Here is a 16,449-nt window from a genome sequence, read left to right as displayed (position 1 = left end):
ATTTAAGGTTCCTCTGGTGTGAGTTGTGAGTTGTGAGTTGTGAGTTGTTGGTTGTTAGTTGTGAGTGGTTAGTTGTTAGTTGCCAATAACCGCTAACCACCAACCACTAACCCTTAATTAAACACTTCCGCCAACAGTCATCATTGACATCAAAGGCCAATTTTTATCCTTTTCAGAAATGACAGTCACTTCTATAGGCCATTGAATATTGAAAAATGGATCGTCGTAGCGCAAACCACGCTCGTAGCCCGGAGTGTAAAACTCACCTACTTGATAAACAACCTCAGCCCCATCTGTCAGTGCTTGATACCCATGGGCAAACAGCTCTGGAATGTATAAGGCACGGCGGTTTTCAGCGGTAAGTTCCACACCAATATGTTGAAGGTAAGTTGGAGATTCAGGACGCATATCTATAATTACGTCATAGATAGCGCCACTTATGCAGCGAATCAATTTTGTTTCTGCTGCTGGGGAAACTTGATAGTGCATTCCCCGCAATGTTCCTTTTTTGTAATTAAAAGACACGTTGCATTGGGCGACTGTTGGCTTTAAGCCATGTGCTTCAAATTCTTGAGCGCAGAAAGTCCGAGCAAAAAAACCTCTGTGGTCGGGCTTTTGGTCTAAATCGATAATGTATGCACCTTGAAGTTCGGTTTTCGTAAAAATCATGGTACCCTCACTTTGTACTGTAACTACACAAGTAAATAAAACAATTTCTGAAACTGAGCAGATACTTGAAAACTTTTGCTGTATCGTTCATGTTGATACTGCTCATCTGCGAGATCGCGTCAAAGGTAAAATCTACCCTACCGCCGTTTTGATAAACTCTGTCAGTTTGTAGATGCGATTACATGATGGTTTTTATTTTTTTATATGTCAAGCAAGAAACCATCAAACACCTTCATCATAAGTTTTAAACTATAGATTTTCTAAAAACCTATTTGTTTCTCTTATATTTTTGACACTTGTTTTCTCTTTCATATCAGACATTAAAACTTTTTTGTTCAGTGGAATTCCTAACTGAGAGAGACAAGACTCTGGAACTTAAATTTATTTGAAGAAATTTCATGATTATCCTTTAAAAAAAATTTGCGTTGCTTGGGGAATCCCCACACTTTTTGTGGCTCATCAACTTACACCTTATCAATCGTTTCTAACTTGAGTACTAGGAGCACCCAATAGGGAGTTTGACGAAGATCTGACAGTAGATAAGTACACGTAACTTAAGTAACGACTTAGCGCTTGAATGGCTACAATAGGCCATCTTCTTAAAGCTCCCACAAGAACTCTCCAATTAAATTTGACAAAGCGTGTGAGCAGCATTTTTTGACTAAAACTTTTAGAAAACCCTATTTCCCTAAGTTTCAACATCACTTCAGGTATGTCTGCATATTCTAATGTAACTAGAAGCTTGGGATTTTGCATAAAATAATGAGTGCCTGCAACACATTCCAAATAATTATCTTTAGTAACTAAGGCACCTGCTTTGGAAGCACAAAAAGCTGTCCAATATATTTGAACTGCAAGTTATTTAAACCCGAAGTCCAACTTACTATAGCAGCTTTTGCCAAATCTGTTTTGTATACTAAAGCTGTCGTCAGTCCTACACCTCCAATACTTTCTTCTAAACAAAGTTCAAATACCTCTTTGCCGTTTGAATTCATTACATCTGTCTCAACATCAAAGCAACGTGGTTCAAAAAATTGACCTGTTTTTGCATCACTTTTGGAAAAGTTTAAAATGATTAATCCTAAATCGAGATATTCAGTTAAAGTCTTAACTGTGTATGCTATGGAGTTATCAAAAATTTTGTCATCATCACTAATTGTCCAAACAAATTTGCTTTTAGCAAATTGAATACAAGAAGCGATATTTCTCACTGCACCAATATTTTCTTGATTCCTCTTATATTCAAACGTTATTTGTTGAAAAGCAGAGCGCCATTTTTCTACAACTTTTGGCGTATCATCGGTTGAACAATTGTCAGAAATCAAAATTTCACATACAGATTCAAAACCTTTGATTGAGCCAGCTAACCATGCCAGTTGTTGGTCAAGTAAATTTGCACGGTTGTAAGTTGGAATCGCAATGGTAAGTAATTGAGTCATAAGTGTCTCTCTACTTTACACGTAGATGCCTTTGGATTGGATAGTAGATTTGCACGGTTGTATGTCGGAATCGCAATGGTAAGTCTCTTGTTCCTCTCGTGTCATTTTACACTAAAGAAGTCCAAATCAAATATGTTGATTTGGAACTTCCGATAGCTTACACGTGCTAGTACAGCGCTGATTATTTCTTAGCCCAGAAGAAATCTTTATCAATTTGCTGGGTACGAATGAGATATTCCAGCTGCTTCAAGCGGGTAAATCCTCTAGACGTAAAAGTCTCTTCAGACATATCAATTTGAGAGAACACTTCATACAACTGTTGTGCGCCACGCTTGGCATCCCAATCGCACTTGAAGCCTGGTAAAACGGTGTTAATTTTCTCAAACGAAACTCGGTAGCTGCGGTTATCTGCACCTTGGGTGCCAAAACTGAGTTGGCATCCAGGGAAAACTGCAGCAACAATTTCAGCAATTTCCTTAACGCGATAGTTGTTTGCGGTGTCTCCCACGTTAAAGATTTGATTGTGTACAATGTCACGGGGTGCTTCTAGGGCGCAAACAATGGCTTTGCAAATATCTAAGGCATGGGCGAGTGGACGCCAAGGTGTACCATCACTGGTCATCTTGATTTCTTTTGTTGTCCAAGCTAAACCTGATAGGTTGTTCAAAACAATATCGAAGCGCATTCTGGGAGACGCACCGAAAGCCGTGGCGTTTCGCATAAAGGTGGGAGAGAAATTATCATCAGCTAAGGGCTGCACATCTCTCTCTACGAAAGTCTTGCACTCTGCATAAGCTGTTTGAGGATTTACGGGTGATTCTTCTGTAACATCACCCTCAGTGGCTACGCCATAGACGCTACAAGAAGACATATAGACGAAGCGACGTACACCTGCTTCTTTTGCCAACGTGGCAAGACGAACAGAACCTTTATGATTAATTTCATAGGTAATGTGCGGTGCCAATTGTCCGGTGGGGTCGTTGGATAGTTCTGCCATGTGAACGATCGCATCCACACCTTGTAAATCTTCTATGGTAATATTGCGAATATCTTTGTTGAGGGTCTTGGCTGTCACTTGAGTCCCGTTGTACAGCCAGCCTACTTTATAATAGCCAGTGTCTACACCAATAACTTCATGTCCCTTTTCTATAAGTAGGGGTGGTAATAAGCAACCAAGATAACCTTCGGTACCAGTGACTAAAACTTTCATTGTTTTGAATTCCTATGAGTTGATGTGTTCGTAATAACTAATGGTGTATTGACTACCACATTGCTTTTGCACCGTATGTACGCACGGTAACATATTATTTTTAAAGTTTTGCAGTAGTCAGCGATGTTGCTTTCATAAACCTTTTCAAGGACTGTCCGTACATACACCTTGATTTACCCAATCAACAAAATTGCCCGTATTCTTACTTCTGAAAAAAGCCGAGGCAAGTTTATTTAATTTACCGAACTGACAATTGGCTGCAAATGAGATTGTTCGGGAATTTGTGCAACAATAGCTTTGCCAATTTCAATGGAAGATGTTGCCGCCGGAGAAGGCGCATTGCAAACATGGACGGAGTTTTCACCTTGAACAATCAAAAAGTCGTCCACTAGTTTGCCGTCGTTCATCAGTGCTTGAGCTCGAACACCTGCATGAGTTGGTACTAAATCCTCCGATTTGACTTCAGGAATCAGTTTTTGCAAACTTTTTGTGAACACTGCTTTGCTAAAGGAACGGATGATTTCCTTCATTCCTTCATCTGCATACTTGGCAGCAAGTTTCCAGAAAGCGGGATAAGTCATAACTTCGGCAAAATCTCGCAGGTCGAAGTCAGTTTTATGATATCCTTCACGTTTAAGGCTGAGAACTGCATTAGGTCCTGCATGGACGGTGCCATCAATCATGCGGGTAAAATGCACTCCCAGGAAAGGAAAATCTGGATTGGGAACTGGGTATATCAACCCTTTCACTAAAGAACGTTTTTCTGGTGTGAGTTCGTAATACTCTCCCCGGAAAGGTACGATTTTTGCTTGTGGATCGACTTTGCCCATTTTAGCAATGCGATCGCTATGTAACCCAGCACAATTGATAACAAAGCGAGTTGCAAAGCTACCCGTGTTAGTTTCCAGTACCTGATGGTTACCACTCTTAACGATGCGTTCCACCTTTGTATTGAGACGCAGGTCGCCTCCAAGATGTCCGATAATTTCAGCGTATTTGAAACAAACCTGCTTGTAGCTCACAATTCCAGTGGAAGAAACAAATATTCCCCCAACACTGGTGACGTGAGGTTCGTATTCTTTTACTTCTTCGCTAGTGATTCTCTTGACATTTATCCCGTTGTCTAAACCTCTTTGGTAGAGATTTTCCAAACGAGGCAATTCTTCTTTATCTACTGCTACAATGACTTTACCGCAAATTTCGTAGTCAATTCCATGCTCTTGGCAAAATTCCACCATTGTGCGGCAACCGTCACGGCAAAATTTGGCTTTAAAGCTACCCGGTTTGTAATAAATACCAGAGTGAATAACGCCGCTATTATTGCCAGTTTGGTGAAATGCCCATTGGTTTTCTTTCTCTAAAACAAGAATACGCGCATTAGGGTAGCGTTTGCCCAAAGCCATCCCGGTGGAAAGACCAACGATTCCCCCACCTATAATTGCAAAATCATACATACACAACTGCCACAGGAAACTAGATGAATTATGAATGATGAATTATGAATTGTTATTTTCCGAGCATTCATAATTCGCGGTCTTCTTACCAAACTTTCCAAGGAGCCTTATTTTTCAGCCACAAATCCTCAAGATAATTTTTATCTCTTAAGGTATCCATTGGTTGCCAGAAACCATGATGTTTGTAAGCAGAAAGCTGTTCCTTTTCTGCCAATTTTTCTAGAGGCGTCTGTTCCCAAACAGTAGAATCATCAGCAATTAAATTAATGACTTCGGGTTCAAGCACAAAATAACCACCATTAATCCAGGCTCCATCGCCTTCTGGCTTTTCCCGAAAACTGGTAATCTTGGTTTGTTCGTGTCCCAAAACGATAGCACCGAAACGTCCTGGTGGTTGAACTGCTGTCATTGTGGCTGACGTCTTTTGCTCTTTATGGAAATTTATGGCTTCTGTGATATTGACATCACTTACGCCGTCACCATAGGTGAAGCAAAAAGTTTCATTGCCAATATGTTCTCTCACCCGTCTTAAGCGTCCACCTGTCATTGTGTTGTCACCTGTGTCTACTAGGGTAACTCGCCAGGGTTCTGCGTTCCCAGCATGTACATTCATCTGATTAAACCGCATATCAAAGGTCACATCTGACATATATAAGAAGTAGTTCGCAAAATACTCCTTAATGACATAACCTTTGTAACCACAGCAAATGATAAAATCGTTGATGCCGTGGGCGGAGTAAATCTTCATGATGTGCCATAAAACTGGCTTACCACCAATCTCCACCATTGGCTTTGGTCTGACGCTTGTTTCTTCACTCAGACGCGTACCAAGTCCTCCAGCCAAAATTACTGCTTTCATGGAGTTATCTCTTAAGTTTGAGGTAGATGATTTCTTTATCTTAATTGAACGTAATAGAGAAAAGGTTATTTTCCAAATTCTCAGTATATAATCTAACCGTAATTTTACTCAAAAATGTAAAGGCAAGATAAATAAATTTATTTTAAGTGTAAAAAAATGAAAAAGTTTTTCACCACCTGAATTACGTAAAAAAGGATGAAGAATCAAGGATAAAGGATAAAAAGTTTACCTTACATTCTTTATCCAAAAACAGATACCAACCTCTACATTTATTTATAGGGTTTGCTTCATCCTTTATCTTTCATCATTTATTTTCTTGAACACTTGAAGTTTGCAAGAAAGTGTCACATTTGTTTTCTACAACAACACAAATGCTGCTAAGCGCTTGTTGGTAATTATCCATATCTTCTTGTTCGAGAGCCATTTTGGCAGCTGTTTGCAAATCCTCAACTGCTTGCTTGTGGTATTGGCTGGAGACTCCACCACCATATTGTGCCAGTTCATAGCGTACAATACCTCGCTTTAAATACACTTTTGAAAGCTTGGGATTGATACGTAATGCCTGGTTAAAATCTTGGATCGCTTGTCTGTACTCTTTCTCAAAATCACTACTATACTGGGCAATTTGATAGCGAACAACACCTCTTTGAAAGAGGGGTTCTGACCTATCTGAACTTAACATGAGTGCTTTATTAAAGTCCTCAATTGCTCTTTTGTAATCGTGTTGAGAATCTCCACTGTACTTAGCTATTTGAGCACGAACTATACCCCTTCTTACGTATGCTTCTACTTCACCGGGGTTGAGACGCAATGCTGAGTTGTAATCTAAGATTGCCAAGTTGTACTCGCGATCAGGGTCACTGCTATACTCTGCAAGTAGAAATCGAGAATTTCCTCGATGGACGAAAGCTTTTACTTCCTTAGGATTAATGCTCAGAGCTTGATTGTAGTCTGCGAGCGCGGATTCATACTCCTTAATATTGTAGTGAGCGTTACCACGATTTACGTAAGCCTTAGCATATTTTGGGTTTTTTTCAATGGCTTGAGAAAACTTTTCAATTGCTTTTTCGTAATCGCGTACTTTATAAGAAGCATGCCCCTGCTTGTAGAATTCTGCAAAATTTTGAGAGTCAATACCCTTTTTGTGACTGATAGAAATCAGATTTGGCTGCGCGTAGGAAGCGGTTTGCGCTCCAAAGGGACGATTTGTAAATTTAATGATTAAGTCTAAATACCCCAGTAAGCCAAAACCTAGCAAGCAAAAAATGACAGGGTAGTATCTTCGTTTTTTGGGAGGTTTGTAGTAAGGAACGTTTTGACCAAAGGCGGGCATCGGATTGCGAGGATTAACACGATGAAACGCGGCTACTGGTTGTGGTATGCGAGTCGGTTGAGTGTGACGTTTTTTGGATTTGGGTTGCGGTTTAAGGTGTTCTTTATTTGCTATTGCTCTATGAGATGGGAAAGGATCTCGTCCACCCAAACGCAAAGCCCGTTCGCACCAAGGGCATTTTTCTAGATGATTGCTGTAGCGGTGTTGGGGGTTTACGGTACAAGTCAAGAGGGAATTTTCCGCTTCAGCCAGCGCGAGCAACCAAGTTTGAGCACTGGGGCGAAGCAGTGGGTTAGAATGTCCATCCTCAAAACAACGCAGGAAGAGTTCTTGCAAGTTGGGATGGAGCATTTCCCACGGCGGTGCGATAGGGGTGGTAACGTAAGGGACTTGTCGCTTTTGACTGTAGGTAAAATGCCCTGCAGCAATGCGGGCTTCATATGGTGGCGGTTCGCCCATTCCTTGAAAAATACCGGAGAATGGGTGAGTCCCTTCCATCAAAAGTTGGAAGATAAGTACTGACAACCCAAACAAATCGTGAGCGAAAACGCGATCGCATTCAGCAAAAGTTTTGTTTTGAAGTTCTGGTGGAGTAAATTCTGGTTTTCCTACAGGACAACGGTAGACAATTTCATTTTGTGTGTCTCTTACCTGGAACGAATCGGTGTCTACTATCGTCACTAAGGCTGTATCGCCAACCAGAATATTCGATTCATTCACATCCCCAACACAGTATCCTGAGGCGTGTAAGGATGCAAAAGCTGCTGCTAAGTTACGAGCAGTACGGATGAGGTATTGGTAATTAAATAAAGGGCAGTGTTGGCGGCGAGTTCTGGGGTTATAGAAATCAATGATAGGACGCATACCCCGAATGCGGGGCATCAGAAACCCAATGACGCTGTTTTTTCCATCTGATGAGCGCAGTAACTCCACAGGCCAAGCAATAGAAATATGTCCCAAACTGGCAGTTGGGTTTTCTGGTGGATTGGCAATCATCACCTCTAGTTTGCGCCCTTGCGTGGGAACTGGCTTGTGATAGACTTTTGCTACCAACTCGTCCATAGTTGGTATTGTATAAATACAAGCCTCTCCACCTTGCCCTAAAGTAACGCTGAGGTCGATATTACTAGGTTTTTGATTGGGAAGATAACGTAGTACCTGCATGATATATTTATTCTTATGCCTAATGTATACGATTTGTGACCTTCATAATAATTGCCCAATTAGTGGCTTAGGGCAGCTATTACTAGCGTCAAGTCATCATCAGTACGTTGCGTAATCCTATCCGATCGCAAAAACCTCACAAGTTGTTCTTTTGCCACTGTTTTGTCGTCTGCATTCGCTGCAAATTCAAACAGGGGAGAGAAAAACGGTTTATGAGGAGCACCTACTGCCATATTCATGGCGAGCATTTGTAGTCCATCAGTCAGGACTCCCACATTTACTATTGCTTGACGCCATACTCTTAATTGTGCTGCATCTAACGCTCCTGGTGAAGTTAAAAAAACCGTTTCATTGATATACTCGCCACTATCAGGTAAAGTCAGTGCGACTAAGTTATCTTGTGTATCTTTCGCTACAGCAACGCCATCCCCTATCTGTGCTACCGCCACAATTTCAGGGGCAGCAACTGTAATAATCAGGGTACTTGCCAAGTCTGATGGCTGTTTCTCACAGGCTTCCGCCTCCTCCTCCACAGCTTTCCTTGCGGCTATAATGGCGTCTAACAGAATTGAACGCACGGCTTCATCATCAGTCAGGGTTTGCCGAGTGACCTCTTTAAGAGATATGTTGTCAACTGCTGTTTCTGTTGCCACCATTGCCCCAACTTTTCCCATGCTTGCGGAACCGGCACCATCTGCTACTACTGCAACGAGTACGCTATCTGGCAATATTTGCCAGTGGTGAGCATCCTGACAGAGCTGTTTGTTTTTTACATGGCTAGTACCACACACAGACGCGGCCACTACCCGCCAGTGGGGGACTCGTTTCGAGGTATTCATGAATTGTTGTCTACTATCACCTGGAGTCAGCCGCATTTCCATTAAACAGAACCCCATCCTATGGGAGGTAGCGCCACTTGTTCGTCTACTTTAGAATGGGATACGGCTGACATACTAGCTGATAGCCAAACAAACATTTCCACAAAATTTAACCCCGTCAATTTCAAGGGATTGCGTACAGCTATTTGACCCAAACGATTCATGTTGGCGTTTTCCACACCTACTGTGAAAAACGCCACTCGTTTACTCGCTTCATCTGCCTGTAGACGCCGTGTCGCTTGGTCGATCACATCTTCAAATTCACCTTGCGGTTCTCCGTCTGTAATCATAAAAACCCAAGGACGATAGTAAGCAACACCATTAGCACGGTATTGAGCTTTGCGATCTTGAATCATGTCCAAAGCTTTGTGAATACCAGAACCCATGGTCGTTAGTCCTTGTGCTGTCAGCATCGGTGGATTGAACTGATCGGCAGTCACAAAGTCTTGTATAACATTGACCTGGCTATCAAAGGTAACTATTGCTACTTCTACCCTTCTCGCTGCCAAGGAATTTTTGATTAATTCTTCCTTGAAAGTTTGCAAGCCTTGATTCAAGGCGTCAACAGGAGTTCCTTGCATTGAACCAGATGTATCTAACAGCAGCACACAAGGACAACGTGGCTCTGGGTTCTCCGCGAACTCAACGACTTCATCGAGTTTTAATGTATCCTGCATAACTTCTTGTGTTATGTTATAGTCCAAAGCTCAAATTTCCTTTTCCTCAAAGTATATAGTTTAAACGGGCAATTGCACTATATGTATTGCTCTTGCTTATCTTGGATAGTTTACTCTTTATTAAAGAAATGTCTTCTGCTAAGTATCTTACAAAATTGTGAAATCTTACCTAAGACAGAAGTTATTTCAAGGTAAATCTATCATGAAAGGGCATCACCTGCTGGACATTGTTTAGCAAAATTTATACATCACACGTATAGAATACTATGATTTAGTAGCCATGCTGACATCGAATTTTAAAGATTCAATGTAGAAAGGTCATATTTTAGGTAAATACAATTAAATCTTCATGTCATTAACCCTCCATTCACTATATTTGTTTAATTTGTTAACCAAATTAATAAATTAAACCTTTTTAAAAAGACATCAACCGGTATTTTCTGAATAAAAATCTAAAAAATAGCTATAATGTAGCTTTTACATCTTGTAATATATTTACGTACTGTCAGAATATAAAAATATTGCTAAAGACAACGTCAAGAATAATTAAACACCATATTCAGCAACAAAGTATAACTACAGACGACAAAGCATATTTTCCGGAAAATATCTAAGAAATGAATAATTTTGGCACTTTCACAAAACTGCGTCCTTCAAGTTTGCTTAGGCACCTATATAGTGCCTCGGAGAGTACGTGTTTGCAAGTACACAGCAATTCAGTGACCTGGTCAATTTACTTAGAACAAGGAAGAATCACTTACGCCACACATTCTGTCGAACCCTTCGATCGCCTAGAACGTCATTTACGTCGCCTCAGCCATCAAATCAATAGCATTACGGGCGAAATTCGCGTTCAATTACGTTTGATGTTTGAACCAGATGCAAAAGCTCAATCAATAGAATATAGCGCTCGCCAAGCACAAACCGTAGCTCCTCCTTTGCCACCTGAATATCAAGCTATATGCTGGTTAGTGAGCGAACGCTACTTACATTCTACACAAGCAGCGATGCTGATTCAAGAGTTAGTCAAAGAAGTTCTTGAAGCATTTCTTTCAATTCAACAAGGAATTTATCAATTGACGAATGCTCTTTATCGAGTTCCTGTCATTTGCAAGCTAGATGCAGAAAAAATAGTAGAACGCTGTCAACAAAGGTTACATATTTGGCAATCATTGGCTCCGCATATTTCCTCACCATATCAGCGTCCATATTTAGTTATAAAAACAACCGAACGAACTCCTACCTTATCAGGACTAGACCCTAGTTTGACTGACTGGATGAAAGGTTTTAGCTTGCGCCATCTAGCAGTGATTGTAAATCAAGACGAATTAGTTCTGACGAGAAATTTATATCCTTATATTGCAAATGGAACGGTTTTATTGCACGAACCCGATCCACCATTTGATAAATTACCAACAACCTATACTGAAATCTCAAAAACTCCTATCTATTTACCAGAACCCAACAAGAAAGCTTCTCAAATAGCAGCCCTACCCAGTAGTAACATCTCTGGTGAAAAAGCAGGAATTCCTATCAAGACAGAAAACTTAGCCAATCGTCAAGAACGAGTCCCCACTTCTTACAAGAAAGAACTCGTTCCCGAATTAACAACATTAGAAAAAACAGAAGTTGAAGCAGAAAAAGTCCCCGCCACTCTCACAACATCCACAGTTTCCAGAAAAATCTATAAAGTTGTTTCTGTAGATGATAGCCCTACCATTCTTAGAGAAATTAGTCGTTTTTTGGAGGATGAAAGTTTTTCTGTAGTCACAATTAGCGACCCACTCAAAGCAGTGATGACAATTATTCGACACAAACCAGACTTAATTTTATTGGACTTGAATATGGATGGGATGGATGGTTACGAGCTATGTCGGCTCGTCCGTAACAACTCTATGTTCAAGAGAACTCCTATAATCATGGTGACAGGAAGTAAGGGAATTGTAGATAAAGTCAGAGCAAGATTAGTAGGAGCTTCTGGATATTTAACCAAGCCTTTTACTCGTGCAGATTTATTGAAAATGGTATTTATGCATTTAGCTTAAGAGGGGAGTAGGGAGTGGGGAGTGGGGAGTAGAGAAGAAGGATTTTTATAATTGGTGATACAATTTTTTCATCTTGACTGCCTGGTTTACTTATAAAAATATTTAAACAATATCTTCAAACTTATAACCTACTCCAATCACAGTTTTGACAAAGGTGGGATTCGCTGGATCGGGTTCAATTTTCTTCCGAAGTCTGGCTATGTGGGTATCAACAACCCGCTCATCACCATAAAAATCACTACCCCAAAGTTTGTCAATGAGTTGCGTCCGGTTCCAAGCCCGACCGGGATAGCTCATAAATGTTGCCAGCAATTCAAACTCCAAGGTAGTCAGATCTAAAGGAGAATGTTCATTGTCACTCAGAATCCGGTTTGCCGAGCGTTGCTCAATATTAATTATGAAGTGTTGGGTACGGTAGATTTGGCTCTGTTTGCCATGACGCAGCGTCCTTCGCAGCAGCGCACGTACACGAGCAACCAGTTCCTTGGGGCTAAAGGGCTTGACTACGTAGTCATCAGCTCCAGTTGACAACCCGATAATGCGATCGAGTTCCTCCCCCTTTGCCGTTAACATTAAGATGTAAGGGTCTTTAGGGCTGGCTTGTTGTCGAATGCGAGCGCATACCTCCAACCCATCCAAATCGGGAATCATCAAATCTAAGACAATCAAGTCAGGTAGTAGCTCCTGAAACACCTGAATTGCACTTAACCCATCTCGACAGTGGTGACAGGAAAATCCCTCCTTTTCCAAATACAACTGAATTAATTGAGCAATCTCAATTTCGTCCTCAACAATCAAAATCTCCATTGGTTTGAATAAAGATTTGTTGTGCTCAGTATCATGGTAATCTACTTTATAGAAAGTTCATCACAATATTTAACCAGATTTACCAAAAATCAAGCTAGCAGCTAAAGCCTTGGCAACTGAAGCAATAAGCGATCTCTCTGCTCTGTAGTTTACCAATCCTTCACGAAGTTTGCAGTTAGCATCAACTAAACTTAGTCAATATGTCATAACTTTGCCATATGATTAACACACCCCTGTTAGAAAAACAGTGTAAAGTTACTACTACCGACAAAAAATTTAGAAAAAACTGTAATAATACAGTGACTTGCTAAGTAAGTCAGCACAATTAAAGTTAACTAGTCAGGCTCGTCATTCTTCATTAGTAAGGATTTCAGGCGTATTTGCATTTTGTAATGTAGTTCTGTTGATTTCCGCCTAGGGACTTAGAACTTAGCTATAGCTTACAAAGATTAAGTTCAACTTTCTCCCAAAAAGCATCCACAACGCTTCAGTCCGAACGCCAGTGCAATTACCTCTAAAAATTTTGTTTGGTCAAACTTGCAAGCCAGTTCTTCATCGGCGATAAGCCGGGTACGGCTTGCGCTTCGCGATCGCTTACGACGAAGGATAAAAATCCCTTTTCCATTGTCCCTCACCCCTAGCCTCTATCTTCCGTGCATACGAAAGAAACAACTTGCTTGGGCTGATGAAAATATCACCCTATGAGCAAATATTTTCAATGAATTTAATAAAAATTATTATATTGTAGGTCATTGACTCATGTTAATTGATGCACGTACCCTACCAACTGGTGAAACGATTGAAACTGAAATTTGTATTGTGAGTGCTGGTCCAGCAGGCAATACTTTAGCACGCGAATTTACCTCAGCAGATTTTCGTGTTTGTCTTCTGGAAAGTGGCGGTCTTGAGTTCGATCCAAATACTCATCGCGATCGCCTTGGTCGCCAGAAAGTCAAATTACATTGGTGCGGGAACGATATTGATATCCATACAATTAAGCGATCGCAGGATATCCTCAAAGAAGAAATTGCCCGTTCTGGAATCGGTCAGTTAGAAATTGATAGAGATGGAAACCAGCCAGAGTTAATTCATCCCGGTACGCATCACCATATGGGAACGACACGTATGCATGACGATCCAACGCAGGGAGTCGTCGATCGTAATTGTCAAGTCCATGGCATTTCCAACCTATTCATAGCAGGGAGTTCCGTCTTTCCCACAGGAGGATACGCCAATCCCACACTCTCCATTGTCGCTTTAGCCATTAGGCTTGCAGACCATTTGAAAAAACTTATGACATCGCAAGCAGTTTAAGAGAAGTCAGTTTAGTGTTGCAGCATTATTAGCTTCGTTTCCCTACTCTACACCAAAATTCAAACTAGAGAGATTTTTCCTCTAGTTTGTCAAGAAAATTCCAGTGTTGCTTAAATTTTAGGAAGTCATTATGACACAAAATATAACATCCCCGGTTAATGAAGCATCACGTGTATTAATGGTATCGATGCGGAATTTAAAATTTCATATTTCTCGCTCTGGAGCTTACGAATTTGAAGATATTATCCGTAATTGTGACACAGTAGATTTAGTTTCTCCCACCTTCAATCCCAGTCTTTTCAAAGTCACTAATTCCGTAGCTAACAGTGCAGCAAAAATTTTCAAAAATGGCCACCTATTTCCCTCCTTAGTGAATTATAAATTTGAAGTCAAAAAAGAATATGATTTGTTTTTCATATTCTGCCAATCAATCAAAGATATTCTTGTTTTAAATTCTATCAAAGGCTGGCGGGACAAATGCCGCTATGCTGTTTGTTGGTTGGACGAACTCTGGGCAAAAGATATTGATAGTTGGAGCGTCCAGCTACAGCTTCTTAAAGACTTTGATTGTATTTTTATGAACTTTAGTTCTAGTATTAATCAAGTCAAAGATATTGTTCAGCGCCCTTGCTACTCCATACCTTACGGCGTTGACACTGTAAAATTCTGCCCTTATCCAGCAGACCTTTACCGTTGTATTGACGTTTTAAATGTTGGACGGCGTTCAACAGTCACCCATAACGCCCTACTAGAACTTGTAGAACGGGAAAAGTTCTTTTATATCTACGACACAATCAAAGATTTATACATGGTTGATTATCGCTATCATCGGAGTCTTTATACAAATTTTGTGAAGCGAAGCCGTTACATGATAGTCAATAAAGCAAAATTCGATTTAACTGGTAAAACCAATCCTCAAGAAGAAGTCGGTCCTCGCTTCTTTGAGGGAGCAGCAGGTGGAACAATTATGTTAGGGGTTTCTCCAAAATGTCAGGATTTCACTAAATATCTTGATTGGTCAGAGCCGATGATTGAAATTCCGTTTGATTGCGTTAATATAGCTAGTATACTAGCTGAGTTAGATACACAGCCCGAGTATCAAGAGAAAATACGTACAAACAATATTGTTAACTCCCTACTCAAGCATGATTGGGTATACCGTTGGGAAGAAATTTTGGCAACCCTAGGGCTTGATAGCACTCCACAAATAAGCAAACGGAAAGCTCATCTCCAAAACTTAGCTGAAATGGTGAGGACTTCGCCAGATGGCTGTCAACAAACCCGACTGGTTTTAGCTCAGTCTAATTAAACGTAAATTCGACGAAGTTATAAAGTTTACCCCCCTTAATCCCCCCTTGGAAAGGGGGGAAATTGAATTTCCAGTTCCCTCCCCTTTCCAAGGTCTGGGTTAGGGTGGGGTAAATCAGGTGCAATTTTCCGGATAATTTACAATGCATTTACCAACTCAGCTAGATGTCTTAAATAAGCTTTTCTAGATAGCATTTCTGGTGTGCTATCCAGATCTATTTTTTCTAAAATATTCTCCCAACGATAAACCCAATCATGACGCAGTAGGGAGTTCACAACATTATCTTTACGTATTCTATTTAAACGGTCGGGTTGGGTATCAAGCTCAGCAATAATTTCAGCGATCCGATCTGCATCATCAGTAATTTCAAATACAGCATCTGACCAATCAAAGTAAGTTTTATAAGCTTCACAACGAGGCGGGATTCCTATCATGATAGCTCCCCCTGCTGCACCTTCAAAAAAGCGCGAACCTAATTCTTCTTGTCCACCTGTTTGGTAATCAGCATCAAATTTAGCTTTATTAGCAATGAAATAACAGCTTCTCTTAATGAGATGACTATATAAAGTTCGATGTTCCTGATACTGCTTCATTTCTAGACCCTTAAGAGAATCATACAAATATAAAAAGTTTTCTTGTTCTGCTTTTTGTCGGAAAGCTGTGTGTACGACTGGCGAATGACGACCGATACTATAAACATCAATAAAGCGTTGAGGTTGTTGTGGATAAGGGCAGAATTTAACTGCATCAACTCCATATGGTAAGGAGTAACAAGGACGTTGGATTAACTGCGCGATCGCATCCACACTTAAACTTTGAGTTGTCAAAACACAATCAAACTCTTTAACGAGGTTAAAACAAAGCTGAACTTTCTTTTCTTGAAGCTCTTTTACCCATATTTCATCTATCCATAGAATAGCCTTCCGGCACTTTTCTCGCCATCCTTTAATGGAATTAATAGAAGTGATATCCCAAAAATGCTGACAGATAAAAAAGAGAAAGTCATACTCTTTCTCAATCACAGTTGTACTATGATCAGATTTCAAAAATTTGCCTTTACCTAAAACTTGTCCTGCAAAGTTTGACAACCTTTTATTGACTTGATTGAATAAACCAGACGCTGACACAGGGGTGAGGAGGTCAGCATAATCAAAATTACAAATATTATCTTCAAACTCGTATTCAGGAGAGCGAAAAGCTTCAGAATGAAACCCCCGCATGGATACCACTAAAATACGTGGTGGTTTATTGGAGCAGGAATGTAACGTTTGTGGAAAGAGTTGTGACATAT

General features: G+C 40.5%; 13 protein-coding genes and 1 pseudogene. 3 read left to right on the top strand and 11 right to left on the bottom strand.

The window, feature by feature from the left end:
- Window positions 1-117: 117 nt before the first annotated feature.
- The 8 genes from rfbC to WA1_RS48635 form a co-directional block, all read right to left on the bottom strand.
- On the bottom strand, window positions 118-669 hold the full coding sequence (rfbC, locus tag WA1_RS48675) for a dTDP-4-dehydrorhamnose 3,5-epimerase (protein WP_017742347.1): 552 nt from the start codon (window positions 667-669) through the stop codon (window positions 118-120).
- Between the two features lie 803 nt (window positions 670-1,472).
- Window positions 1,473-2,108 carry a glycosyltransferase family 2 protein gene (locus tag WA1_RS48665; RefSeq protein ID WP_051077031.1) on the bottom strand — a complete coding sequence of 212 codons (636 nt, stop codon included), beginning with the start codon at window positions 2,106-2,108 and terminating at the stop codon, window positions 1,473-1,475.
- A 181-nt stretch (window positions 2,109-2,289) separates the two neighbouring features.
- Complete coding sequence (locus WA1_RS48660) at window positions 2,290-3,318, bottom strand: NAD-dependent epimerase/dehydratase family protein (RefSeq protein ID WP_017742349.1); 1,029 nt, start codon at window positions 3,316-3,318, stop codon at window positions 2,290-2,292.
- Window positions 3,319-3,551: 233 nt separating this feature from the next.
- The gene (gene lhgO, locus WA1_RS48655; protein WP_017742350.1) at window positions 3,552-4,772 is read right to left on the bottom strand and encodes an L-2-hydroxyglutarate oxidase; all 1,221 of its coding nucleotides are present in this window, start codon (window positions 4,770-4,772) and stop codon (window positions 3,552-3,554) included.
- A gap of 85 nt (window positions 4,773-4,857) precedes the next feature.
- Window positions 4,858-5,631: a glucose-1-phosphate cytidylyltransferase gene (gene rfbF / locus WA1_RS48650; protein ID WP_017742351.1), complete on the bottom strand. Its 774-nt coding sequence runs from the start codon at window positions 5,629-5,631 to the stop codon at window positions 4,858-4,860.
- A 304-nt stretch (window positions 5,632-5,935) separates the two neighbouring features.
- Window positions 5,936-8,128, bottom strand: coding sequence for a tetratricopeptide repeat protein (locus tag WA1_RS48645; RefSeq protein WP_017742352.1), 2,193 nt, complete (start codon window positions 8,126-8,128; stop codon window positions 5,936-5,938).
- Between the two features lie 59 nt (window positions 8,129-8,187).
- The gene (locus WA1_RS48640) at window positions 8,188-8,967 is read right to left on the bottom strand and encodes a PP2C family serine/threonine-protein phosphatase (RefSeq protein ID WP_026134535.1); all 780 of its coding nucleotides are present in this window, start codon (window positions 8,965-8,967) and stop codon (window positions 8,188-8,190) included.
- Window positions 8,968-9,008: 41 nt separating this feature from the next.
- Window positions 9,009-9,683, bottom strand: coding sequence for a vWA domain-containing protein (locus WA1_RS48635; RefSeq protein WP_026134536.1), 675 nt, complete (start codon window positions 9,681-9,683; stop codon window positions 9,009-9,011).
- A 617-nt stretch (window positions 9,684-10,300) separates the two neighbouring features.
- On the opposite strand from WA1_RS48635, the gene WA1_RS48630 reads away from it, so the two are divergent.
- Window positions 10,301-11,728, top strand: a complete 1,428-nt coding sequence (locus WA1_RS48630) for a response regulator (RefSeq protein WP_026134537.1) — start codon at window positions 10,301-10,303, stop codon at window positions 11,726-11,728.
- A 102-nt stretch (window positions 11,729-11,830) separates the two neighbouring features.
- Here WA1_RS48630 and WA1_RS48625 read toward each other — a convergent pair whose 3' ends face one another.
- On the bottom strand, window positions 11,831-12,535 hold the full coding sequence (locus tag WA1_RS48625) for a response regulator (RefSeq protein WP_017742356.1): 705 nt from the start codon (window positions 12,533-12,535) through the stop codon (window positions 11,831-11,833).
- 455 nt (window positions 12,536-12,990) lie between these two features.
- Window positions 12,991-13,170 (bottom strand): hypothetical protein, encoded by a 180-nt coding sequence (locus tag WA1_RS56325; RefSeq protein WP_148662912.1) that lies wholly within the window; start codon window positions 13,168-13,170, stop codon window positions 12,991-12,993.
- 292 nt (window positions 13,171-13,462) lie between these two features.
- Here WA1_RS56325 and WA1_RS48620 point away from each other — a divergent pair.
- Window positions 13,463-13,849: pseudogene (locus WA1_RS48620) on the top strand (GMC family oxidoreductase); the annotation flags it as partial.
- Window positions 13,850-13,979: 130 nt separating this feature from the next.
- Window positions 13,980-15,158, top strand: coding sequence for a glycosyltransferase (locus tag WA1_RS48615; protein ID WP_017742358.1), 1,179 nt, complete (start codon window positions 13,980-13,982; stop codon window positions 15,156-15,158).
- A gap of 137 nt (window positions 15,159-15,295) precedes the next feature.
- Here the strand turns inward: WA1_RS48615 and WA1_RS48610 are convergent, their stop codons facing one another.
- Window positions 15,296-16,447 (bottom strand): glycosyltransferase, encoded by a 1,152-nt coding sequence (locus WA1_RS48610; RefSeq protein WP_017742360.1) that lies wholly within the window; start codon window positions 16,445-16,447, stop codon window positions 15,296-15,298.
- Window positions 16,448-16,449: the final 2 nt, after the last annotated feature.

The organism is Scytonema hofmannii PCC 7110, from assembly GCF_000346485.2.
GTDB classification, from domain to species: Bacteria; Cyanobacteriota; Cyanobacteriia; order Cyanobacteriales; family Nostocaceae; genus Scytonema; species Scytonema hofmannii.
This window is presented reverse-complemented; position numbering and strand designations above follow the sequence as displayed.

Excerpts from the sequence above, each read along its gene's own strand:
- WA1_RS48615 (WP_017742358.1), top strand. The coding sequence starts at position 13,980 with ATGACACAAAATATAACATCCCCGGTTAATGAAGCATCACGTGTATTA.
- lhgO (WP_017742350.1), bottom strand. The coding sequence starts at position 4,772 with ATGTATGATTTTGCAATTATAGGTGGGGGAATCGTTGGTCTTTCCACC.
- rfbC (WP_017742347.1), bottom strand. The coding sequence starts at position 669 with ATGATTTTTACGAAAACCGAACTTCAAGGTGCATACATTATCGATTTA.
- WA1_RS48625 (WP_017742356.1), bottom strand. The coding sequence starts at position 12,535 with ATGGAGATTTTGATTGTTGAGGACGAAATTGAGATTGCTCAATTAATT.
- WA1_RS48610 (WP_017742360.1), bottom strand. The coding sequence starts at position 16,447 with ATGTCACAACTCTTTCCACAAACGTTACATTCCTGCTCCAATAAACCA.
- WA1_RS48665 (WP_051077031.1), bottom strand. The coding sequence starts at position 2,108 with ATGACTCAATTACTTACCATTGCGATTCCAACTTACAACCGTGCAAAT.
- WA1_RS48630 (WP_026134537.1), top strand. The coding sequence starts at position 10,301 with ATGAATAATTTTGGCACTTTCACAAAACTGCGTCCTTCAAGTTTGCTT.
- WA1_RS48645 (WP_017742352.1), bottom strand. The coding sequence starts at position 8,128 with ATGCAGGTACTACGTTATCTTCCCAATCAAAAACCTAGTAATATCGAC.
- rfbF (WP_017742351.1), bottom strand. The coding sequence starts at position 5,631 with ATGAAAGCAGTAATTTTGGCTGGAGGACTTGGTACGCGTCTGAGTGAA.
- WA1_RS48660 (WP_017742349.1), bottom strand. The coding sequence starts at position 3,318 with ATGAAAGTTTTAGTCACTGGTACCGAAGGTTATCTTGGTTGCTTATTA.
- WA1_RS48640 (WP_026134535.1), bottom strand. The coding sequence starts at position 8,967 with ATGAATACCTCGAAACGAGTCCCCCACTGGCGGGTAGTGGCCGCGTCT.
- WA1_RS48635 (WP_026134536.1), bottom strand. The coding sequence starts at position 9,683 with ATGCAGGATACATTAAAACTCGATGAAGTCGTTGAGTTCGCGGAGAAC.